This window comes from Flavobacterium limicola, assembly GCF_003634755.1.
GTDB lineage: Bacteria > Bacteroidota > Bacteroidia > Flavobacteriales > Flavobacteriaceae > Flavobacterium > Flavobacterium limicola.
Map to the genome: position 1 here is coordinate 199,003 of NZ_RBXA01000001.1, position 17,385 is coordinate 216,387.

General features: G+C 35.8%; 14 protein-coding genes and 2 tRNA genes. 6 read left to right on the plus strand and 10 right to left on the minus strand.

Features of this window, described 5'->3' with window-relative positions:
- Positions 1–5: 5 nt before the first annotated feature.
- Complete coding sequence (locus BC952_RS00840; protein WP_425269341.1) at positions 6–1,103, plus strand: glycosyltransferase family 2 protein; 1,098 nt, start codon at positions 6–8, stop codon at positions 1,101–1,103.
- 102 nt (positions 1,104–1,205) lie between these two features.
- Here the strand turns inward: BC952_RS00840 and BC952_RS14785 are convergent, their stop codons facing one another.
- Positions 1,206–1,682 carry a hypothetical protein gene (locus tag BC952_RS14785; protein ID WP_167445657.1) on the minus strand — a complete coding sequence of 159 codons (477 nt, stop codon included), beginning with the start codon at positions 1,680–1,682 and terminating at the stop codon, positions 1,206–1,208.
- Positions 1,683–1,724: 42 nt separating this feature from the next.
- Positions 1,725–2,114 (minus strand): hypothetical protein, encoded by a 390-nt coding sequence (locus BC952_RS00850; protein WP_121363854.1) that lies wholly within the window; start codon positions 2,112–2,114, stop codon positions 1,725–1,727.
- Positions 2,115–2,165: 51 nt separating this feature from the next.
- Between BC952_RS00850 and BC952_RS00855 the strand changes: the two genes are divergently transcribed.
- A complete protein-coding gene (locus BC952_RS00855) occupies positions 2,166–2,666 on the plus strand; it encodes a DUF456 domain-containing protein (RefSeq protein WP_121363855.1) in 501 nt (166 codons plus the stop codon).
- Between the two features lie 128 nt (positions 2,667–2,794).
- Here BC952_RS00855 and BC952_RS00860 read toward each other — a convergent pair whose 3' ends face one another.
- The 7 genes from BC952_RS00860 to dnaE all read right to left on the minus strand — a co-directional run bounded on the left by BC952_RS00860 (position 2,795) and on the right by dnaE (position 11,082).
- A complete protein-coding gene (locus BC952_RS00860; protein ID WP_167445659.1) occupies positions 2,795–3,043 on the minus strand; it encodes a GIY-YIG nuclease family protein in 249 nt (82 codons plus the stop codon).
- A 66-nt stretch (positions 3,044–3,109) separates the two neighbouring features.
- A tRNA-Asp gene (locus BC952_RS00865) sits at positions 3,110–3,186 on the minus strand.
- A gap of 269 nt (positions 3,187–3,455) precedes the next feature.
- A tRNA-Asp gene (locus BC952_RS00870) sits at positions 3,456–3,529 on the minus strand.
- Positions 3,530–3,615: 86 nt separating this feature from the next.
- Positions 3,616–4,554 (minus strand): DUF58 domain-containing protein, encoded by a 939-nt coding sequence (locus BC952_RS00875; RefSeq protein ID WP_121363857.1) that lies wholly within the window; start codon positions 4,552–4,554, stop codon positions 3,616–3,618.
- 167 nt (positions 4,555–4,721) lie between these two features.
- The gene (gene trxA / locus BC952_RS00880; RefSeq protein ID WP_024980008.1) at positions 4,722–5,039 is read right to left on the minus strand and encodes a thioredoxin; all 318 of its coding nucleotides are present in this window, start codon (positions 5,037–5,039) and stop codon (positions 4,722–4,724) included.
- A 336-nt stretch (positions 5,040–5,375) separates the two neighbouring features.
- Positions 5,376–6,239, minus strand: coding sequence for an outer membrane beta-barrel protein (locus BC952_RS00885; RefSeq protein ID WP_121363858.1), 864 nt, complete (start codon positions 6,237–6,239; stop codon positions 5,376–5,378).
- A gap of 298 nt (positions 6,240–6,537) precedes the next feature.
- Positions 6,538–11,082, minus strand: a complete 4,545-nt coding sequence (gene dnaE, locus BC952_RS00890) for a DNA polymerase III subunit alpha (protein ID WP_121363859.1) — start codon at positions 11,080–11,082, stop codon at positions 6,538–6,540.
- A 641-nt stretch (positions 11,083–11,723) separates the two neighbouring features.
- Between dnaE and leuC the strand changes: the two genes are divergently transcribed.
- From leuC to leuB, 4 genes are all read left to right on the plus strand, one after another.
- A complete protein-coding gene (gene leuC, locus BC952_RS00895; protein WP_121363860.1) occupies positions 11,724–13,118 on the plus strand; it encodes a 3-isopropylmalate dehydratase large subunit in 1,395 nt (464 codons plus the stop codon).
- Positions 13,119–13,316: 198 nt separating this feature from the next.
- The gene (gene leuD, locus BC952_RS00900) at positions 13,317–13,913 is read left to right on the plus strand and encodes a 3-isopropylmalate dehydratase small subunit (protein ID WP_121363861.1); all 597 of its coding nucleotides are present in this window, start codon (positions 13,317–13,319) and stop codon (positions 13,911–13,913) included.
- Positions 13,914–14,037: 124 nt separating this feature from the next.
- Complete coding sequence (locus BC952_RS00905; protein WP_121363862.1) at positions 14,038–15,564, plus strand: alpha-isopropylmalate synthase regulatory domain-containing protein; 1,527 nt, start codon at positions 14,038–14,040, stop codon at positions 15,562–15,564.
- Between the two features lie 33 nt (positions 15,565–15,597).
- The gene (gene leuB, locus BC952_RS00910) at positions 15,598–16,659 is read left to right on the plus strand and encodes a 3-isopropylmalate dehydrogenase (RefSeq protein WP_121363863.1); all 1,062 of its coding nucleotides are present in this window, start codon (positions 15,598–15,600) and stop codon (positions 16,657–16,659) included.
- Between the two features lie 151 nt (positions 16,660–16,810).
- Here leuB and BC952_RS00915 read toward each other — a convergent pair whose 3' ends face one another.
- Positions 16,811–17,173, minus strand: coding sequence for an RNA recognition motif domain-containing protein (locus tag BC952_RS00915; protein ID WP_066079550.1), 363 nt, complete (start codon positions 17,171–17,173; stop codon positions 16,811–16,813).
- Between the last annotated feature and the right edge of the window lie 212 nt (positions 17,174–17,385).

Genomic DNA, 17,385 nt, shown 5'->3' on the forward strand with positions numbered 1-17,385 from the left:
TGATGATTACCATTGTTTTATACATCATAATCTTCATGTATTGTTTGGCGATAATTGTACTGATTTATGGTTTTACCAAAGTGAATACAATTGAATATACCGGCTTAACGCCAAAAACAAAATTCTCCATTATTGTTCCTTTCCGGAATGAAGCCGAAAATCTGCCTATTTTACTAGCAAGTTTATCAAAGTTGAATTATCCGATGGAATTGTTCGAAGTGATTTTGGTCGACGATGAATCTAAAGAATCATTTGAAGTTCAAGATTTAAAGTTCAAAGTCTCAATCATAAAGAACATTCGAGTTTCCAATTCACCGAAGAAAGACGCCATCGTAACTGCGATGCAAATTGTGACTACGGACTGGATTATTACTACAGATGCCGATTGTGTAGTCAATGAAAACTGGTTATTTACATTAGACAATTACATTCAGCTTCACGATGTTTCGATGATAGCCAGCGCGGTAACTTATGATTGCGGCAATTCATTTCTGCATCATTTTCAGCAATTGGATTTGGCGAGTTTACAAGGAGCAACCATTGGGAGTTTTGGCATCAACAAAGGGTTTATGTGCAATGGCGCCAACTTTGCGTATACCAAATCATTTTTTAAAAAGCTAAACGGTTTCAATGGAAACGATTCAATTGCCAGTGGCGATGATGTTTTCCTGTTACAAAAAGCGATTGCGAAATCCCCTGAAAAAGTGCATTATCTAAAATCTCAAAATAATATTGTCACCACAAAAACATTGGATGATTGGAAATCATTATTCTATCAGCGCGTTCGCTGGGCATCTAAAACCAGTTCGTATCAAAGTACTTTCGGAAAAGGATTGGGGGTGTTAGTTTTTGCGGGAAATTTGGTTTTGATTGTAAGTGTTGGATGTTGGGTGTTGGGCGTTATTCCGTTTCAAAATATAGTTTTGCTATTCCTTTTAAAATTTCTTGTTGATACCGTCTTGATTTACAAAGCCAATTATTTTTTAACCAAGACCAAAATACAGTATTTGATTTTGAGCAATTTGTTGTATCCCTTTTTTAGTGTGAGCGTGGCTTTGTATTCATTATTTGGAAAATACGAATGGAAAGGCCGAAAATTCTAATTTGCACTAAAACCCTAGCCCAGATGGAAACGGCATCCTTTTTCTTTTTTTGTTTAAAAAGAAAAAGATACAGTGAACAGCTGGAAGCAACTCCAAAAAAATCTACTCCACTTTGAGAATAACCGGAAGAATAAATTGCGTTTTTACGGGAATTCCGCGTTTGATGGCTGGATTTATTTTTGGAAAATCAACCAAACGGGCTTTAAGAATACTGTCAATTTTGATTTTATCGTAGGTTACGGAGTCTTTTGGAAATTGAGGCTCAAATTGCAGGGTTGCATTTGGAAAAACAGTAACCTTTACTTCAATCGTATCCAATTCAGGGTAGAGAATAGAAAGTGTATCAACGCTTAACTTCTCTTGAATCAACTGGGTTAAAACCTCAAAAAAACACTGTTGGCGTTGGGCTTTATTATCAATTTTTTCACAATCTACTACCGATGGGTATTCATCGACTTCTTTCCAGTTGATGGATTTCAGTTCCTTTTGTAACAATTCCTTTTCCGAAGGGATTTGTTTGTCAAAGTATTGACAAGAATTAAAAAATATAAATACTAAAAAGAGGTAATACTGCTTCAAGGTTTTGTTTTTGAATTGGACTAATATTCTATAAAAATACAATTATTTCTTTTGAGATGCTTTCGAAAGCAAATAATCTTCGTAGTTTTCAGTAAACCATTTCTTTTTGTTTTCGGCAGCAATTTCTTTTTGATCTGGATACAGAGCCGCCAATCGATCTGAAAAAACAGCAATTTGAATCGTGTAACTATAGAATTCCTCCTTTGTCAATACTAAATTTGGTTCTGATTTTTTATCAAAAAACTCAAAAAAAAGCGCATCAAACTCTTTCAAGGAAAAATTCAATACTTTTACTCTGTTTTCGTTGTAAATGGTCTCTTTCAAAAGCATATCATTTCCGGTTACAGTTTTCTCTTGAGCGTTTACTGACCAAAAAGAAAGCGTGAAGAAGAGCGTTGCTGAAAATAATTGTATCAATTTAATTCTGTTCATTAGCTAAATACAGGTTGCTTTTGTGTTTTCAAAATTACTAAAAATAAATTTATGGATATCTTACTTTTAATTCTAGGTTTCGCGTGCATTATTATAGGCTTAATTGGCAGTTTTTTACCGGTTTTACCAGGGCCAAGTGTGAGTTGGGTTGGGCTTGCACTTCTTTATTTTACAAATGCTGTTCCGGCAAATTATTGGATTTTAGGAATTGCTTTGTTGATTACGGTTATTATTTCCGTTTTGGATTACGTAATTCCGGCCAAAGGAACCAAGAGATTTGGCGGTAGCTCGTATGGTATTTGGGGAACAAACATAGGTTTGGTTATAGGTATTCTCGCTCCAATACCATTTGGTTTCCTTATTGGACCGTTTCTTGGCGCACTGATAGGTGAACTTATTTATGATTTTAAAGACCACAACAGAGCTTTGAAAGCGGCTGCAGGTTCCTTTGTAGGGTTTCTGGCCCCCAGCTTTATGAAATTTGTGATTTGCGTAATGTATTTAGGATTGTTTGTGTGGATTGTATGGAAGTATAAATCCGAGTTATTTTAATTTATAAACGTACAAAAACAAAAAAAGCTTTTCTATTAAGAAAAGCTTTTTTATTACTGGTCTCTTTTTTGGAACGAGAGGACTTGAACCCGTCTCGTCCCAAAAGACTAGATGACATAGCATGTGTTCTATTCAACTTGAAAACTGCTTACTAACCTTTCTATCGAAGCAACATTAAGTTTTTTTAATCGTAATTCTTCTTTTAATGCTTCCGTTTTGGTTTCAAATTCTTTGAAATACACCAAAATCCATAGACTTTTTCCAGAAGTATATCGGCTCAAATCATTATTGTGCTCAAAAATACGCTTATCAAGATTTTGAGTAAATCCTTTGTAAAATAATCCTTGATGATTTTTTATGATGTAAACAAAATACATATCGATTACTATTTGAATTTTACAAAAACAAAAAAAGCTTTTCTTAATAGAAAAGCTTTTTATTACTGGCGGTCTGGACGGGACTCGAACCCGCGACCCCATGCGTGACAGGCATGTATTCTAACCAACTGAACTACCAAACCAGTTTTTTAATCTATAACATTCTAATTCTGAAATCGAACCCGTCTCATCACAAAAAAACGAGATGACAGGCATGTATTCTAAACAACTGAACTACCAAACCTGCTTCTTTTTAAATCAAAAAAGCTATCCACAAAAGTGGAAAGCTTTTCATTGGTCTAACTACTAAACCCGCTACGAGTTACAAATTCGTAGCAAACAACACAACTAACGTTAAAAACCTTATGGGGCAAAAAAGCCTTTCCGTTACGAAAGGCTTTCCCCAATATTGCGGTCTGGACGGGACTCGAACCCGCGACCCCATGCGTGACAGGCATGTATTCTAACCAACTGAACTACCAAACCTCTGCGTTATTGCGGTGGCAAAGATACAATAGATTTCCGTTTACGCAAGCGTTTTTTGAAAAAATAATTGATAAAATTTTGCCTTATTATCCAAAGTTTTGTTTTTCAACCAAGTATGTCATTAAAATTTTCTCGAAACTTTCATCCACACTCACCGGAATGTACTTTATTCGGTTTTGAGAGCAGGTTAAAGCCAACTTCTTGAAGTAACTTTCCACCTCTTTTTCGTATTCCTTCTTAACAGTATCGGCAAAAACAGCCACTTCTTCTCCCGTTTCCACATCAATAAACTTCCTTGGAGCATTATCAAAGTCAAAATTTAACTCTGTTTTCTTATCAACAACGTGAAACAGGACTACTTTATGCTTGTTGTGTTTCAAATGTTGCAGCGCATTAAAGAGTGCTTCTTCTCCGGATGATTCTGGACCGGACTGAAACATATCCGTAAATAAGATGATCATCGAACGACGGTGGATTTTCTCCGCTATTTGATGCAAAAATGTAACTGTGTCTGTCTTTTTTTCAACAGGAGGTTTCACAAGCAAGCCTTCGAGTGTATTCAAAATCATTCGGTGATGGCGATCACTACCTTTTTCAGGCGCATAGGACTCGTATCTATCCGAAAACACACTTAGACCCACAGCATCGCGTTGTTTCTTCAACAGATTCATTAAAACTGCCGAAGCCAATACTGAAAACCCAATCTTATTCTCAAAAAAGTTCTGATTCTCTTTTAGTTTTGGATAATGCATCGATGATGAATTATCAATAATAATATGACACCGCAAATTCGTTTCCTCCTCAAAACGTTTAGTAAACAGGCGATCCGTTTTAGCAAAAAGCTTCCAATCAATGTGCTTGGTGCTTTCACCAACATTATACACTTTATGCTCAGCAAATTCAGCTGAAAAGCCATGAAACGGACTTTTATGCATTCCAGAAATAAAACCCTCCACAACTTGATTAGCCAGCAGTTCTAGGTGCTGAAAACTAGAAATTTTCTCTATTTGTGATTCAATCTTCATCTACCAAATATATTAAAAGATTGAACGATTTAAAAATTAAAAGATTACCGTAGCAAAACTTAATTAAGAAGCTGAAATCAATTCAGTTAAAACAAAAAAAAGGCCTGACTTTCGTCAAACCTTTTCTCTGAATCCTTACAGATTCTATATAAATCATAATCTACCGATTACAACAAAGCGTCTAAACTATCAGCGTAAGTTTGTTTCGGAGCAACTCCTACTTGTTTTCCTACTACTTCTCCGTTATGAAAAACCAATACTGTTGGGATATTTCTAACTCCGTATTTAGCTGCAAATTCTTGGTTTGCATCAACATCAACTTTTCCTACAACAACTTTACCTTCGTATTCGTTGCTCAATTCATCAATGATTGGACCTACCATTCTACAAGGTCCGCACCATGCTGCCCAAAAATCTACCATTACTGGTTTGTCTGATTTTAAAACTACTTCTTCAAAAGTAGCATCTGTTATTGCTAATGCCATAATATTTTATTTAAAGTTTACCGTCCGAATATTTTATTGTTTCAAACTAGATTACAAATTTAGAAATTAAAAACAAATCAAACACTATTCCCAAATTAGTTTTGACTATTAATCCATTATCAATTCCTATCTCTACTGGTTGCAAAATTCCGGTTTTGATTTTCAGAAGCTATTTCCTGCTGTACGCAATTATCTTTTCCGGCTTAAAAAAGCCTGAAAAGGTAATTGCGCTAGCAATTCGACCATCAGGGCTAAAAACCCGTGTTACCAAAACCTTTTTTTAAAACAAAAAAGGGATGCTTTTTCAAACATCCCTTCTCCTATAATAAAATTGTATTACAAACTATATTTCAATCCTAAAGTCAAACCAAGACCACTGATTCCAACATAAGAACTTAATTCATCTGTAGGTCTAGAAGTATCTACAGTGTTAAATTGAGAATTATTAGAATTACTATCCAAACGATCCGTATAATTAGAATGTACTTGAGAAGTGCTACGCGTGCTCAATCTATCCGTTCCGTTAATAGTGAATTCTGTAGTCTCTTTATCTTTACCATGTACCGTAAAGTTACGGTATTCCAATTCTGCGAATGCAGAAATATGGTTTCCTAATTTAAATGAAGTACCCAATGCTGCCTGAAAACCTACAGTAGGATTTGGTTTGATAACATCTTTACTGAATACATTTACTCCAGGAGCTGCAACTGCATTAGTTTTAATTGTTAAATCACCATGAACAGGAACAATTACACCTACCTTGGAATAAGTTTCGAAACCTTTTACTTCACCTAAAAACAATACAATCGCAGGAGCTAAATCAAAAGCAGTGATTTGACCCACGGATTTCAAGGTTACCAATCCATCATCTACTCTCTTAACCATTGTCTTATCATTACTATTATAATAATTGATCCCCATTTCAACACCTAAACGATCTGTGAAACGGTATCCAACAGTTGCTCCAGTTCTAAAACCTTCACCAAATGAACCTGTAACACTTTCTTCAGAAACTAATTCCCCTCCTACATAAACCTTACTCAATGCTGCATTCCCTCCAACTGTTGGAAATTCTGTAGCGGCAGTTTGCATGAAGTAAGATCCTCCAAGCTTAAAATACCAACTTTCTTTTTTTTCAGTTTGAGCAAACATAGTCATAGAACAAACCATTAATCCTAATACAAATAGGTTCTTTTTCATAATTTTATTTTTTGTTGTGCGACAAACTTATATAATTTTAGCTAATGCTTTTGTGTATTTCTTAAAGAAATGTGAACACAAAAAAAACATTATATGCATGCATATAAAAATCAACCCTTTACATAGAAAAATTTAACGTTTCAGATCTAAAAAAACAACAAACAACAAGCAAAAAAAAGCAATAATTAGATAAATTGAACCTTATTTTGACACAAGTAACCTTAAAAATAACCCTCTCGATTCTATATTATTCTAATTCCGGGATTTAAATTTTATTTATCTGTACTGCTGACAAGGCCTAATTAAGCTTAAAATTAATCTGCATTTTTTCTAACTCCAATAATAATTCATTAGAAATCTTGATTTTCAATTTTCTGCTAGGCATGGTTAATTTAGTCACAACCTTAATTTCCTCGACTTCTTCAACTTTTGCAATTGAATTTGCCTCTGGAATTTCGAGAGTTCCCATTTCAGAATCTTCATTTTCATCAACAAAAGCTACCTCTTCATTCTCTAATTCAACTGGAGCAACGGCAACGAGGCGTTTCGTTTTTTCCAATTCCATAACTTCAAAGGAAACTGTATTATCGCCTTTATTTTCCTGAAAAATATGGCTCAATTTATGGATAAAATCAGTTTCTAAATCCTTAATATTTAGCAGCACAATTAATTTTCTAGCGAAAGTTTCTAACACATCTTGCAATTGTTTTACCTCAACAAACTGTAGCCTAGGCTCTCCTTTTTTACCTGTATCTCGGTCTGTCCAACCCTCTTTCACCATCACTTTCATAAAGGTAAAATTATTCTGGATAAAGAAATGGCGAAACTTTAAATACTCTTCACCAAAAATTCGGAATTCATAACTTTCATCATACCCTTCTAAAGTAAACATACCCCAGCCTTTTCCATTTTTAGCTACACGGTGCTGTACATTATTGATAATCCCTCCAAAAGCCAAACTTTTACTGACATGCAATTCCATGTTTTTCAATGCTTCCAGTTTGGCATTACAAAAATATTTCATTTCAAATTTGTAATCGTCCAACGGATGTCCCGATATATATATCCCAACTACTTCTTTTTCTTTAGCCAATTTTTCCATCGTGCTCCAATCCTCGCAAGGCGGCACAATAGGTTCTGCTATTTGAACATCACTGCTGTCGCCAAACAAACTGACTTGCGATGAATTCTCATTTTCCTGAAACTTTGCACCATACCGAATCGCTTTTTCATAAAAGGTAATTCCATCACCATCATCATGAAAATATTGCGCTCTTGTAGTTCCTGTAAAGGAGTCAAAACCGCCAGCTAAAACCAAATTTTCTAATGCTTTTTTATTAGCCGCACGCAAATCAATACGTTTGGTTAAATCAAAAATAGATTTGTATCTACCATCTTTTCTATTCTCTACAATTGTTGCCACAGCTCCTGAACCCACGCCTTTAACGGCTCCCATTCCAAAACGTACTGCATAATCATCATTTACTGTAAATTTGTAAAACGACTCATTCACATCAGGCCCTAAAACCTGCAATCCCATACGTTTACACTCTTCCATAAAGAACGAAACCTGCTTAATATCACTCATATTATTCGAAAGAACCGCTGCCATATATTCGGCCGGATAATTCGCTTTCAAAAATGCTGTTTGGTATGCAATCCAAGCATAACAAGTAGAGTGCGATTTATTAAAGGCATATTCAGCAAAGGCTTCCCAGTCTTTCCATATTTTCTCCAATTTATCTTCGTCATGACCTTTGGCGGCAGCCTGACTGATAAATTTAGGTTTCATTTTATCCAAAACGTCCTTTTGTTTTTTTCCCATTGCTTTACGCAAAACGTCGGCATCACCTTTGGAGAAATCTGCCAATTTTTGGGACAAAAGCATTACCTGTTCCTGATAAACCGTAATTCCGTACGTATCTTTTAATAATTCTTCGCAAGCATCTAAATCATAAATAATTTCCTCTTCGCCATTTTTTCTTTTTACAAAACTCGGAATATAAGCAATAGGTCCCGGACGATACAACGCATTCATCGCAATCAAATCGGGAAATACTGTTGGTTTCAATTCCTTCATGTATTTCTGCATTCCAGGACTCTCATATTGAAAAATTCCCACCGTTTCTCCTCGTTGAAAAAGCTCATAGGTCTTCAAATCATCAATCGGAAAAGTGTCTGGATCAAGATCAATTCCAGTTCTGTATTTTACTAATTTAACGGTGTCTTTTATAAGAGTCAGGGTTTTCAAACCCAAGAAGTCCATCTTCAGCAATCCGGCACTTTCCACAACCGAGTTATCAAATTGGGTCACATACAAATCGGAATCTTTGGCGGTAGCCACAGGAACAAAATCAGTAATATCGCTTGGCGTAATAATTACTCCACAGGCGTGAATCCCTGTATTTCTTAAGTTTCCTTCTAAAACTTTAGCTTGCTGAATGGTTTCTCCACCCAAATCATCTTCATTAGCAAGACCTATTAATTCTTTTATTTTATCGTATTCTTCCGGACGAACGGCTTTCTTAATGACATCCTCCTTTTCATTTAAAAACCGAGCCAAATTCCACTTAGACGGCATCATTCCCGGAATCAATTTCGCAATTTTATCGGCTTCGAATAAAGGCAAATCCAATACACGAGCGGTATCTCGAATCGCTGATTTGGTTGCCATTTTACCATAAGTGATAATCTGTGCCACTTGTTTTGAACCGTATTTTCGGATTACATAATCCATTACACTGCTTCGTCCTTCATCATCAAAATCGATATCAATATCGGGTAATGACACACGATCCGGATTTAGGAAACGCTCAAAAAGCAGGTTGTACATCAAAGGGTCAATATTGGTAATTTTCAAACAATATGCCACCACAGATCCTGCCGCAGAACCCCTTCCAGGCCCAACAGAAACGCCCATACTTCTCGCTTCGGCAATTAAATCCTGTACAATCAGGAAGTAACCCGGATAACCAGAATTGGAAATCGTTAACAATTCAAAATCCAATCGTTCCTGAATTTCTTCAGTAATTACTGGATAGCGTCTTCTTGCTCCTTCAAAAGTCAAATGTCTTAAATACGCATTTTCACCTCGTACTCCGCCATCAACTGCATCTTCTGGATTATTAAACTCAACCGGGATTTCAAATTTTGGAAGTAAAACTTCACGAGCCAAATCGAAAATTTCAATCTTGTCCACAATCTCCGAAATATTCGAAATCGCTTCCGGCAAATTGGCAAAAAGCTGCTTCATTTCGTCTCCCGACTTGAAATAATATTCCTGATTCGGCAATCCGTAACGATAGCCGCGACCTCGTCCTATTGGCGTTGTCTGCTTTTCGCCATCACGCACACAAAGCAAAATATCGTGTGCATTCGAATTTTCTTTGTCTATATAAAAGGTATTGTTTGTCGCTATAATTTTGACCTCATGCTTTCTTGCCAATGAAATTAAAGACGCATTCACCCGATTTTCATCTTCCTGATTGTGACGCATCACCTCAATGTAAAAATCTTCCTTGAACTCGTTTTTCCACCAAATCAAGGCTTCTTCAGCTTGGTTTTCACCAATATTTAAAATCTTATTTGGTATTTCGCCATAAAGATTTCCAGACAAAACAATAATATCTTCTTTGAACTCCTGAATGACTTTTCGGTCGATTCTTGGCACATAATAAAACCCTTCCGTATAAGCGATGGAAGACATTTTAGCCAAATTATGGTAGCCTTTTTTGGTCTTCGCCAAAAGAACTATTTGATATCCATTGTCCTTAACCGATTTATTTTTATGGTCTTCACATACAAAAAATTCGCAGCCCACAATTGGTTTCATCGGAACTTCTGTAGGTTCCTCGCCATTTTCGATTGCCGCTTTATTCTTGGCTTCAGCCGCTTTATTATGGTATAAAATATCGCGCACGAAATGAAAAGCTCCCATCAAATTCGCATGATCCGTCATGGCAACTGCAGGCATTTTTTGTTGTGCTGCTGCTTTTACCAATGCCGCAATACTAATGGTAGATTGCAACACCGAGAACTGCGTATGATTGTGCAAGTGCACGAAAGGTGTATCTATAAGCACCTTTTTATTCTCAGAAAGCTCTGCTCTGGAAACGGCCGGCGCTTGTTTTTCGCCAAACTGCTGACGAATTTTATCCGAAGCTTCCTTGAGATTTATATGTTTTAAACCAATGAGTTTAATCTCATTTGGATTCTTACTTTGAAAATCTTGAAAATAACTGGCTGGAACATCGAGCTCCTCTTTTGTGAAAACATCTCGACGAATCAACTCCAAGAAACAACGCGTAGTTGCCTCCACATCTGCAGTTGCATTGTGCGCTTCACCAAAGGGTTTATTAAAAAGATAAGAGTGTAATTCTGTTAATGTTGGCAGTTTGAATTTTCCTCCTCGACCACCAGGCAGTTTTAATAAGGAAGCAGTAACTTCAGTACAGGTATCCAGAATTGGCATTGAACTCATTTGGCTTTCAACGCCCATTCTATAAAACTCACAACCCATAATATTTATATCAAAACCTAGATTTTGACCTACAATGAATTTGGCTTTACCCAATGCGATATTGAATTTTTCCAAAACTTCCGCCAAAGAAATTCCATCAGCTTCCGCCAATTCAGTAGAAATACCGTGAATTCGTTCTGCGTCATACGGAATATTAAAACCTTCGGGCTTGACCAAATAATCTTGATGCTCGATGAGTTTTCCCATATCATCATGCAACTGCCAAGCAATTTGAATACAACGCGGCCAGTTATCCGTATCTGAAATGGGAGCGCCCCAACGCTTTGGTAATCCTGTAGTTTCGGTATCGAATATTAAGTACATATCTGGAGTTGAAGTGTTTGTGATTTTAAAAAATCGCAAAAAATGAATTTCAAATTTAGTTTTTTTTAGGGTAGAATAGCAGCTAAGTTATCAACAAAACTAAATTTATTTTCAAGGACTATTCTCCTATTAAAACTACAATCATTTTGAACAAATCATCTTAAACGTACTTTGTTATAAAGATAAAAAGACCACATATTGATTTTTGGATGTCGTAGTATTTTATCAAATAAAAATACTGAAATACGAGTAAAAAAAAGTCAACTTACTCATGAAATCAGGTTTAAAAACAGCTTCAATAAAAGTTAAATAGCGAATTTAAAATTAAAAAAAAATCAATTTAAATCCCATTTAATTAAATATTCATAATCATAACCGCTTTTAAGACATGAATACTAACTATTCGATAAATATCAAAAAATTAAAAAAACTGACGATACATTTTATTTAAATAAAAAACTACACTACTAAAAAAGAAGTCTAAAAGACAAAATTCAATTAAGAAATATCCGGATGAGATTTTGGGTATCGTATATAATGAAATATTGGTAAGTATAGACTTGATTGTTTTTTTAGTTTTGCTATCATAGTTATCATCTTAGCCAACTTGGCTATAAAAAAATACATTAAAATATATCAAAATGAGTACTACATTATTTGACAAAGTATGGGATTCGCACGTGGTGCGTAAGATAGAAGATGGACCGGACGTGTTTTTTATTGACCGTCATTTCATCCATGAAGTTACTAGTCCTGTAGCTTTTTTAGGTTTAAAAGAACGAGGGATTTCGGTTTTATACCCAGAACGCACTTTTGCTACCGCAGATCACAACACCCCAACTATAAATCAACATTTACCTGTTGAAGATGCATTATCTGCAAATCAACTTAAGGCATTAGAAGACAACGCAGCAGAATATGGTATTTCTCACTGGGGATTAGGTCATAAAAAAAATGGAATTGTACACGTAGTAGGACCTGAAAACGGAATCACTTTACCAGGCGCCACTATTGTTTGTGGAGATTCTCATACCTCTACGCATGGTGCTTTTGGTGCTATTGCCTTTGGTATTGGAACTTCTGAGGTTGAAATGGTGATGGCTACACAATGTATCATGCAACCAAAACCAAAGAAAATGCGCATCAACGTAAATGGTAAATTGAGCAAAGGTGTTGGTCCGAAAGACGTTGCACTTTATATTATTTCTCAATTAACAACTTCTGGAGGTACCGGATATTTTGCAGAATATGCCGGAAACGTTTTTGAAGATATGTCGATGGAAGGTCGTATGACTGTTTGTAACTTGAGTATCGAAATGGGAGCTCGTGGTGGTATGATTGCACCTGACCAAAAAACATTCGATTTCTTAGAAGGAAGATTATACGCTCCAAAAGGCGAAGCTTGGACAAAAGCAGTGGAGTATTGGAAAACGTTAAAAACCGATGCTGATGCTGTTTTTGATGCAGAATTAAATATTGATGCTGCAGATATCGAACCAATGATTACTTATGGTACAAATCCAGGAATGGGAATTGGTATCTCAAAAAATATCCCGAATGCCAACCAAGTGGAAGGTGGCGAGGAAACATACAAAAAATCGTTAGCCTATATGGGTTTTGAAGAAAACGACGTAATGATTGGCAAACCAATCGATTTTGTTTTCTTAGGAAGTTGTACCAATGGTAGAATCGAAGATTTCAGAGCTTTTACAGAAATTGTAAAAGGGCGACAAAAAGCAGATAATGTTACGGCTTGGTTAGTTCCAGGTTCTCACGTAGTAGAAGCACAAATCAAAGAAGAAGGATTGCTAGACATTCTTACCGAAGCTGGTTTTGTATTGCGTCAACCTGGTTGTTCGGCTTGTTTAGCAATGAATGACGATAAAGTTCCTGCGGGCAAATACGCGGTAAGCACCTCAAACAGAAACTTCGAAGGTCGTCAAGGTCCTGGTTCAAGAACATTATTGGCAAGTCCAATTATGGCCGCCGCTGCTGCAGTGACGGGAGTATTGACAGATCCAAGAGATTTATTTTAAAAGATTTCAGAATTTAGATTAACGATTTTTGACCCGAGCGTCAGCGAACTGGCGCAGCAATTCAGATTTCGTTAAAATCGACACAGCATTTCAGTTTAAATTAATAGAATATAAAATAATATTAGTTAGCGGTTAAGATTCCATTTTCCACTCGGTAAATCTAAAATCAGAAATCGTTAATCAAAAATCAAAAATCAAATGGCATACGATAAATTTAATATCCTTACCAGTAGTGCAGTGCCACTACCAATAGAAAATGTGGATACCGATCAAATTATCCCAGCACGTTTCTTGAAAGCTACCAAACGTGAAGCTTTTGGAGACAATCTTTTCAGAGACTGGAGATACAATGGAGACGATACTCCAAAAGCAGATTTCGTATTGAATGACTCAACTTACAGTGGAAAAATATTAGTAGGAGGAAAAAACTTTGGTTCGGGTTCTTCGAGAGAGCACGCAGCTTGGGCAGTTTACGATTATGGATTTCGTGCTGTAGTTTCAAGTTTTTTTGCTGATATCTTCAAAGGAAATTGCTTAAACATTGGTGTTTTGCCAGTTCAAGTGAGTCCAGAATTTGCCGACACAATTTTCAAAGCTATCGAAGCAGATCCTAAAACAGAATTGGAAATCAATCTTCCGGAACAAACGATTACTTTACTAGCAACTGGCCAAAAAGAATCTTTTGATATTTCAGGATACAAAAAAGACAATATGGTTAATGGTTTTGATGATATTGATTATTTGCAAAATATCAAAGAAGAAATTGTTGGGTTTGCTGACAAACTTCCTTACTAAAAAACTCACTAAAATACAGTTATCTTAAGCTGAATTGTATTTTTAGTTAGGTAACTGTTTTATCTTTTTATAAAAACGACTACAAATTATTAAAGTCAAAACCACTTTTAGCATCAAATTTATAATGGAAAAAAGAAAAATTGAAATAATGGATACGACACTCCGTGACGGTGAACAAACCTCGGGAGTATCATTTTCTGCTGCAGAAAAACTAACCATTGCGCAATTGTTGTTGGAAGAATTAAATATTGATAGAATCGAAATTGCTTCTGCACGCGTGAGCGAAGGAGAATTTCAAGGTGTAAAAGGGATTATGACTTGGGCTAACGAAAAAAATTACTCCAATAGAATTGAAGTTTTAACCTTTGTAGATGGCGGACTTTCCATAGATTGGATGAAAAAAACTGGTGCAAAGGTGCAGAATTTATTGACCAAAGGATCTTTGAATCATTTGACCCATCAATTAAAAAAAACACCCACACAGCATTTTACCGAAATTGCTCAAGCCATAACTTTGGCTCAGCAAAATAATATTGAGACCAATGTGTATTTAGAAGATTGGAGTAACGGAATGCGTAATTCCCCTGAATATGTGTTTGAATATTTAGATTTTCTAACCAAACAACCTATAAAAAGAGTCTTGCTACCGGACACTTTAGGCGTTTTAATTCCTTCTGAAACTTTTGAATTTATTTCGAAAATTATAGCAAGATACCCTAACACCCATTTTGATTTTCATGCGCATAACGACTATGATTTAAGCATCGCTAATGTAATGGAAGCTGTAAAAGCTGGTATTCAAGGACTCCACGTGACCGTAAATGGAATGGGAGAACGCGCTGGAAATGCTCCACTTGAAAGTACGGTTGCTGTAATAAATGACTTTTTTCCGCAAATAGAAATCGGTGTAAAAGAATCATCATTATATTCTGTGAGTAAGTTGGTCGAAACTTTTACAGGATACAGAATTCCGGCAAACAAACCCATCGTTGGTGATAATGTGTTTACGCAAACTGCCGGTATTCACGCCGATGGAGACAATAAAAACAACTTATATTTTAATAATTTACTTCCGGAACGTTTTGGAAGAAAACGAAAATACGCTCTTGGAAAAACATCCGGAAAAGCTAATATTGAAAAAAACCTTCAGGAATTAGGCCTTCAATTAAACCCTGAGGATTTAAAATTAGTTACGCAACGTATCATTGAATTAGGTGATAAAAAAGAAACCGTTACCAAAGAAGATTTACCTTATATAATCTCTGATGTTTTAGACAGTCAAACCTATCAGGAAAAAATTATTGTCGAGTCCTATATATTGTCTCATGCAAAAGGCATGCGTCCATCGACCACTTTATCTTTAAAAATAGACGGTGAAATCATTGAAGAGCATGCACAAGGTGATGGACAATTTGATGCTTTCATGAACGCTTTGGCAAAAATATACAAAAGCAAAAATTTAGAATTGCCAAAATTGATTGATTATGCCGTACGAATTCCGCCAGGAAGTAGTTCTGACGCATTGTGTGAAACCATAATTACCTGGACGAATAATGAAAAAGAATTTAAAACCAGAGGACTGGATTCAGACCAAACAGTTGCCGCAATCATTGCAACCCAGAAAATGTTGAATGTTGTTGCTGCCCAATAATAAATAGAAATACATTAATATAAAATATACCTAATGAAATTTAACATAGCCCTATTAGCCGGAGACGGAATTGGACCAGAAGTAATTAATGAAGCCGTAAAAGTTTCTGATGCTATTGCAAAAAAATTTAACCATGAAATCACTTGGACGCCTGCACTTACAGGAGCTTGTGCCATTGATGCCGTTGGAGTTCCTTATCCTGATGAAACGCATGAAATTTGTATGGCAGCTGACGCCGTTCTATTTGGAGCTATTGGACATCCAAAATATGATAACGACCCAAGTGCGCCTGTAAGACCCGAACAAGGTTTATTATTGATGCGTAAAAAATTAGGTTTGTTTGCCAATGTACGTCCAACCTTTACATTTCCATCTTTAATTGATAATTCTCCTTTAAAAAGAGAACGCATTGAAGGAACTGATTTGGTTTTCTTAAGAGAACTTACTGGAGGAATATATTTTGGAGAAAAAGGAAGAAAAGACGATGGCGAAACAGCTTTTGACACCTGTACGTACACCAGATCTGAAGTACAACGTTTAGCAAAAAAAGGTTTTGAATTAGCAATGACACGAACTAAAAAATTATGTTGTGTAGACAAAGCCAATGTAATGGAAACTTCCCGATTATGGAGAGAAACAGTACAAGCCATGGAAAAGGACTATCCAGAGGTGGAGGTGAGTTATGAATTTGTTGATGCGGTTGCCATGCGTTTGGTACAATGGCCAAACTCTTATGACGTATTGATTACCGAAAACTTGTTTGGAGATATATTAACGGATGAAGCTTCTGTAATATCAGGTTCTATGGGATTGATGCCTTCTGCATCTGTTGGAGAACATACTTCATTGTACGAGCCTATTCACGGATCTTATCCACAAGCTACAGGATTAAATATCGCTAATCCATTAGCTACGGTTTTATCTGCTGCAATGATGTTTGAAGATGCTTTTGGATTAAAAGAAGAAGCAGAAGCTATTAGAGCGGTGGTGAATAAATCCTTAGAACAAGGAATTGTAACCGAAGATTTAGTTGCAAAGGGAAGTAAAGCGTATAAAACGAGTGAAGTTGGCGACTGGTTAGTTGCTAATCTATAAAATTTATTTTGTTTAAAAATTGAGCAATAGCTAAGATTACAACCTGAAAAACAACACTCACTTTTAGCTCTTACTCAGCTTTAAACCAAATAATAAACAACAAAAAAGGTGTCAATAAATTGACACCTTTTTTTATAGCTAGAAAAAAATATTAATATCCTCCTCTGTTTCCACCACCACGGTTTTCTCCACCACGGCTGTTTCCACCACCATAACCACCGCGTGAATCTCCACCACGACTGTTATTGTTAAAACTTCTTCTTTCACCTTCTGGTTTAGGCTCAGATTTGTTTACTACGATTGCACGTCCTTGAACAGTAGCTCCGTTCAATTCGTCAATTGCTTTTTGAGCTTCGTCATCATTTGGCATCTCAACAAAACCAAATCCTTTACTTCTTCCTGTAAATTTATCAGTAATAATTTTAACTGAATCAACTGCTCCGTAAGCCTCGAAAGACTCTCTTAAATCTGCTTCCTCAATACTGAATGGAAGGCTTCCAACAAAAATATTCATATGTACTTATTTAAATAATAGAGCAAATGTACGTCTATTTTTTTCTAATCCACTATAAATTAGCTTATTTATGTTTTTTATTTTAATTAAAAAAATAAAAAGAATATTCTAAAACACCTAATTCAAGGGTTTTAGGAATTTAACACAGCATAATTTCCAAAATCATTAACTTCCCTGAAACTAATAAAATATCGCGATAAAAATTAACAACA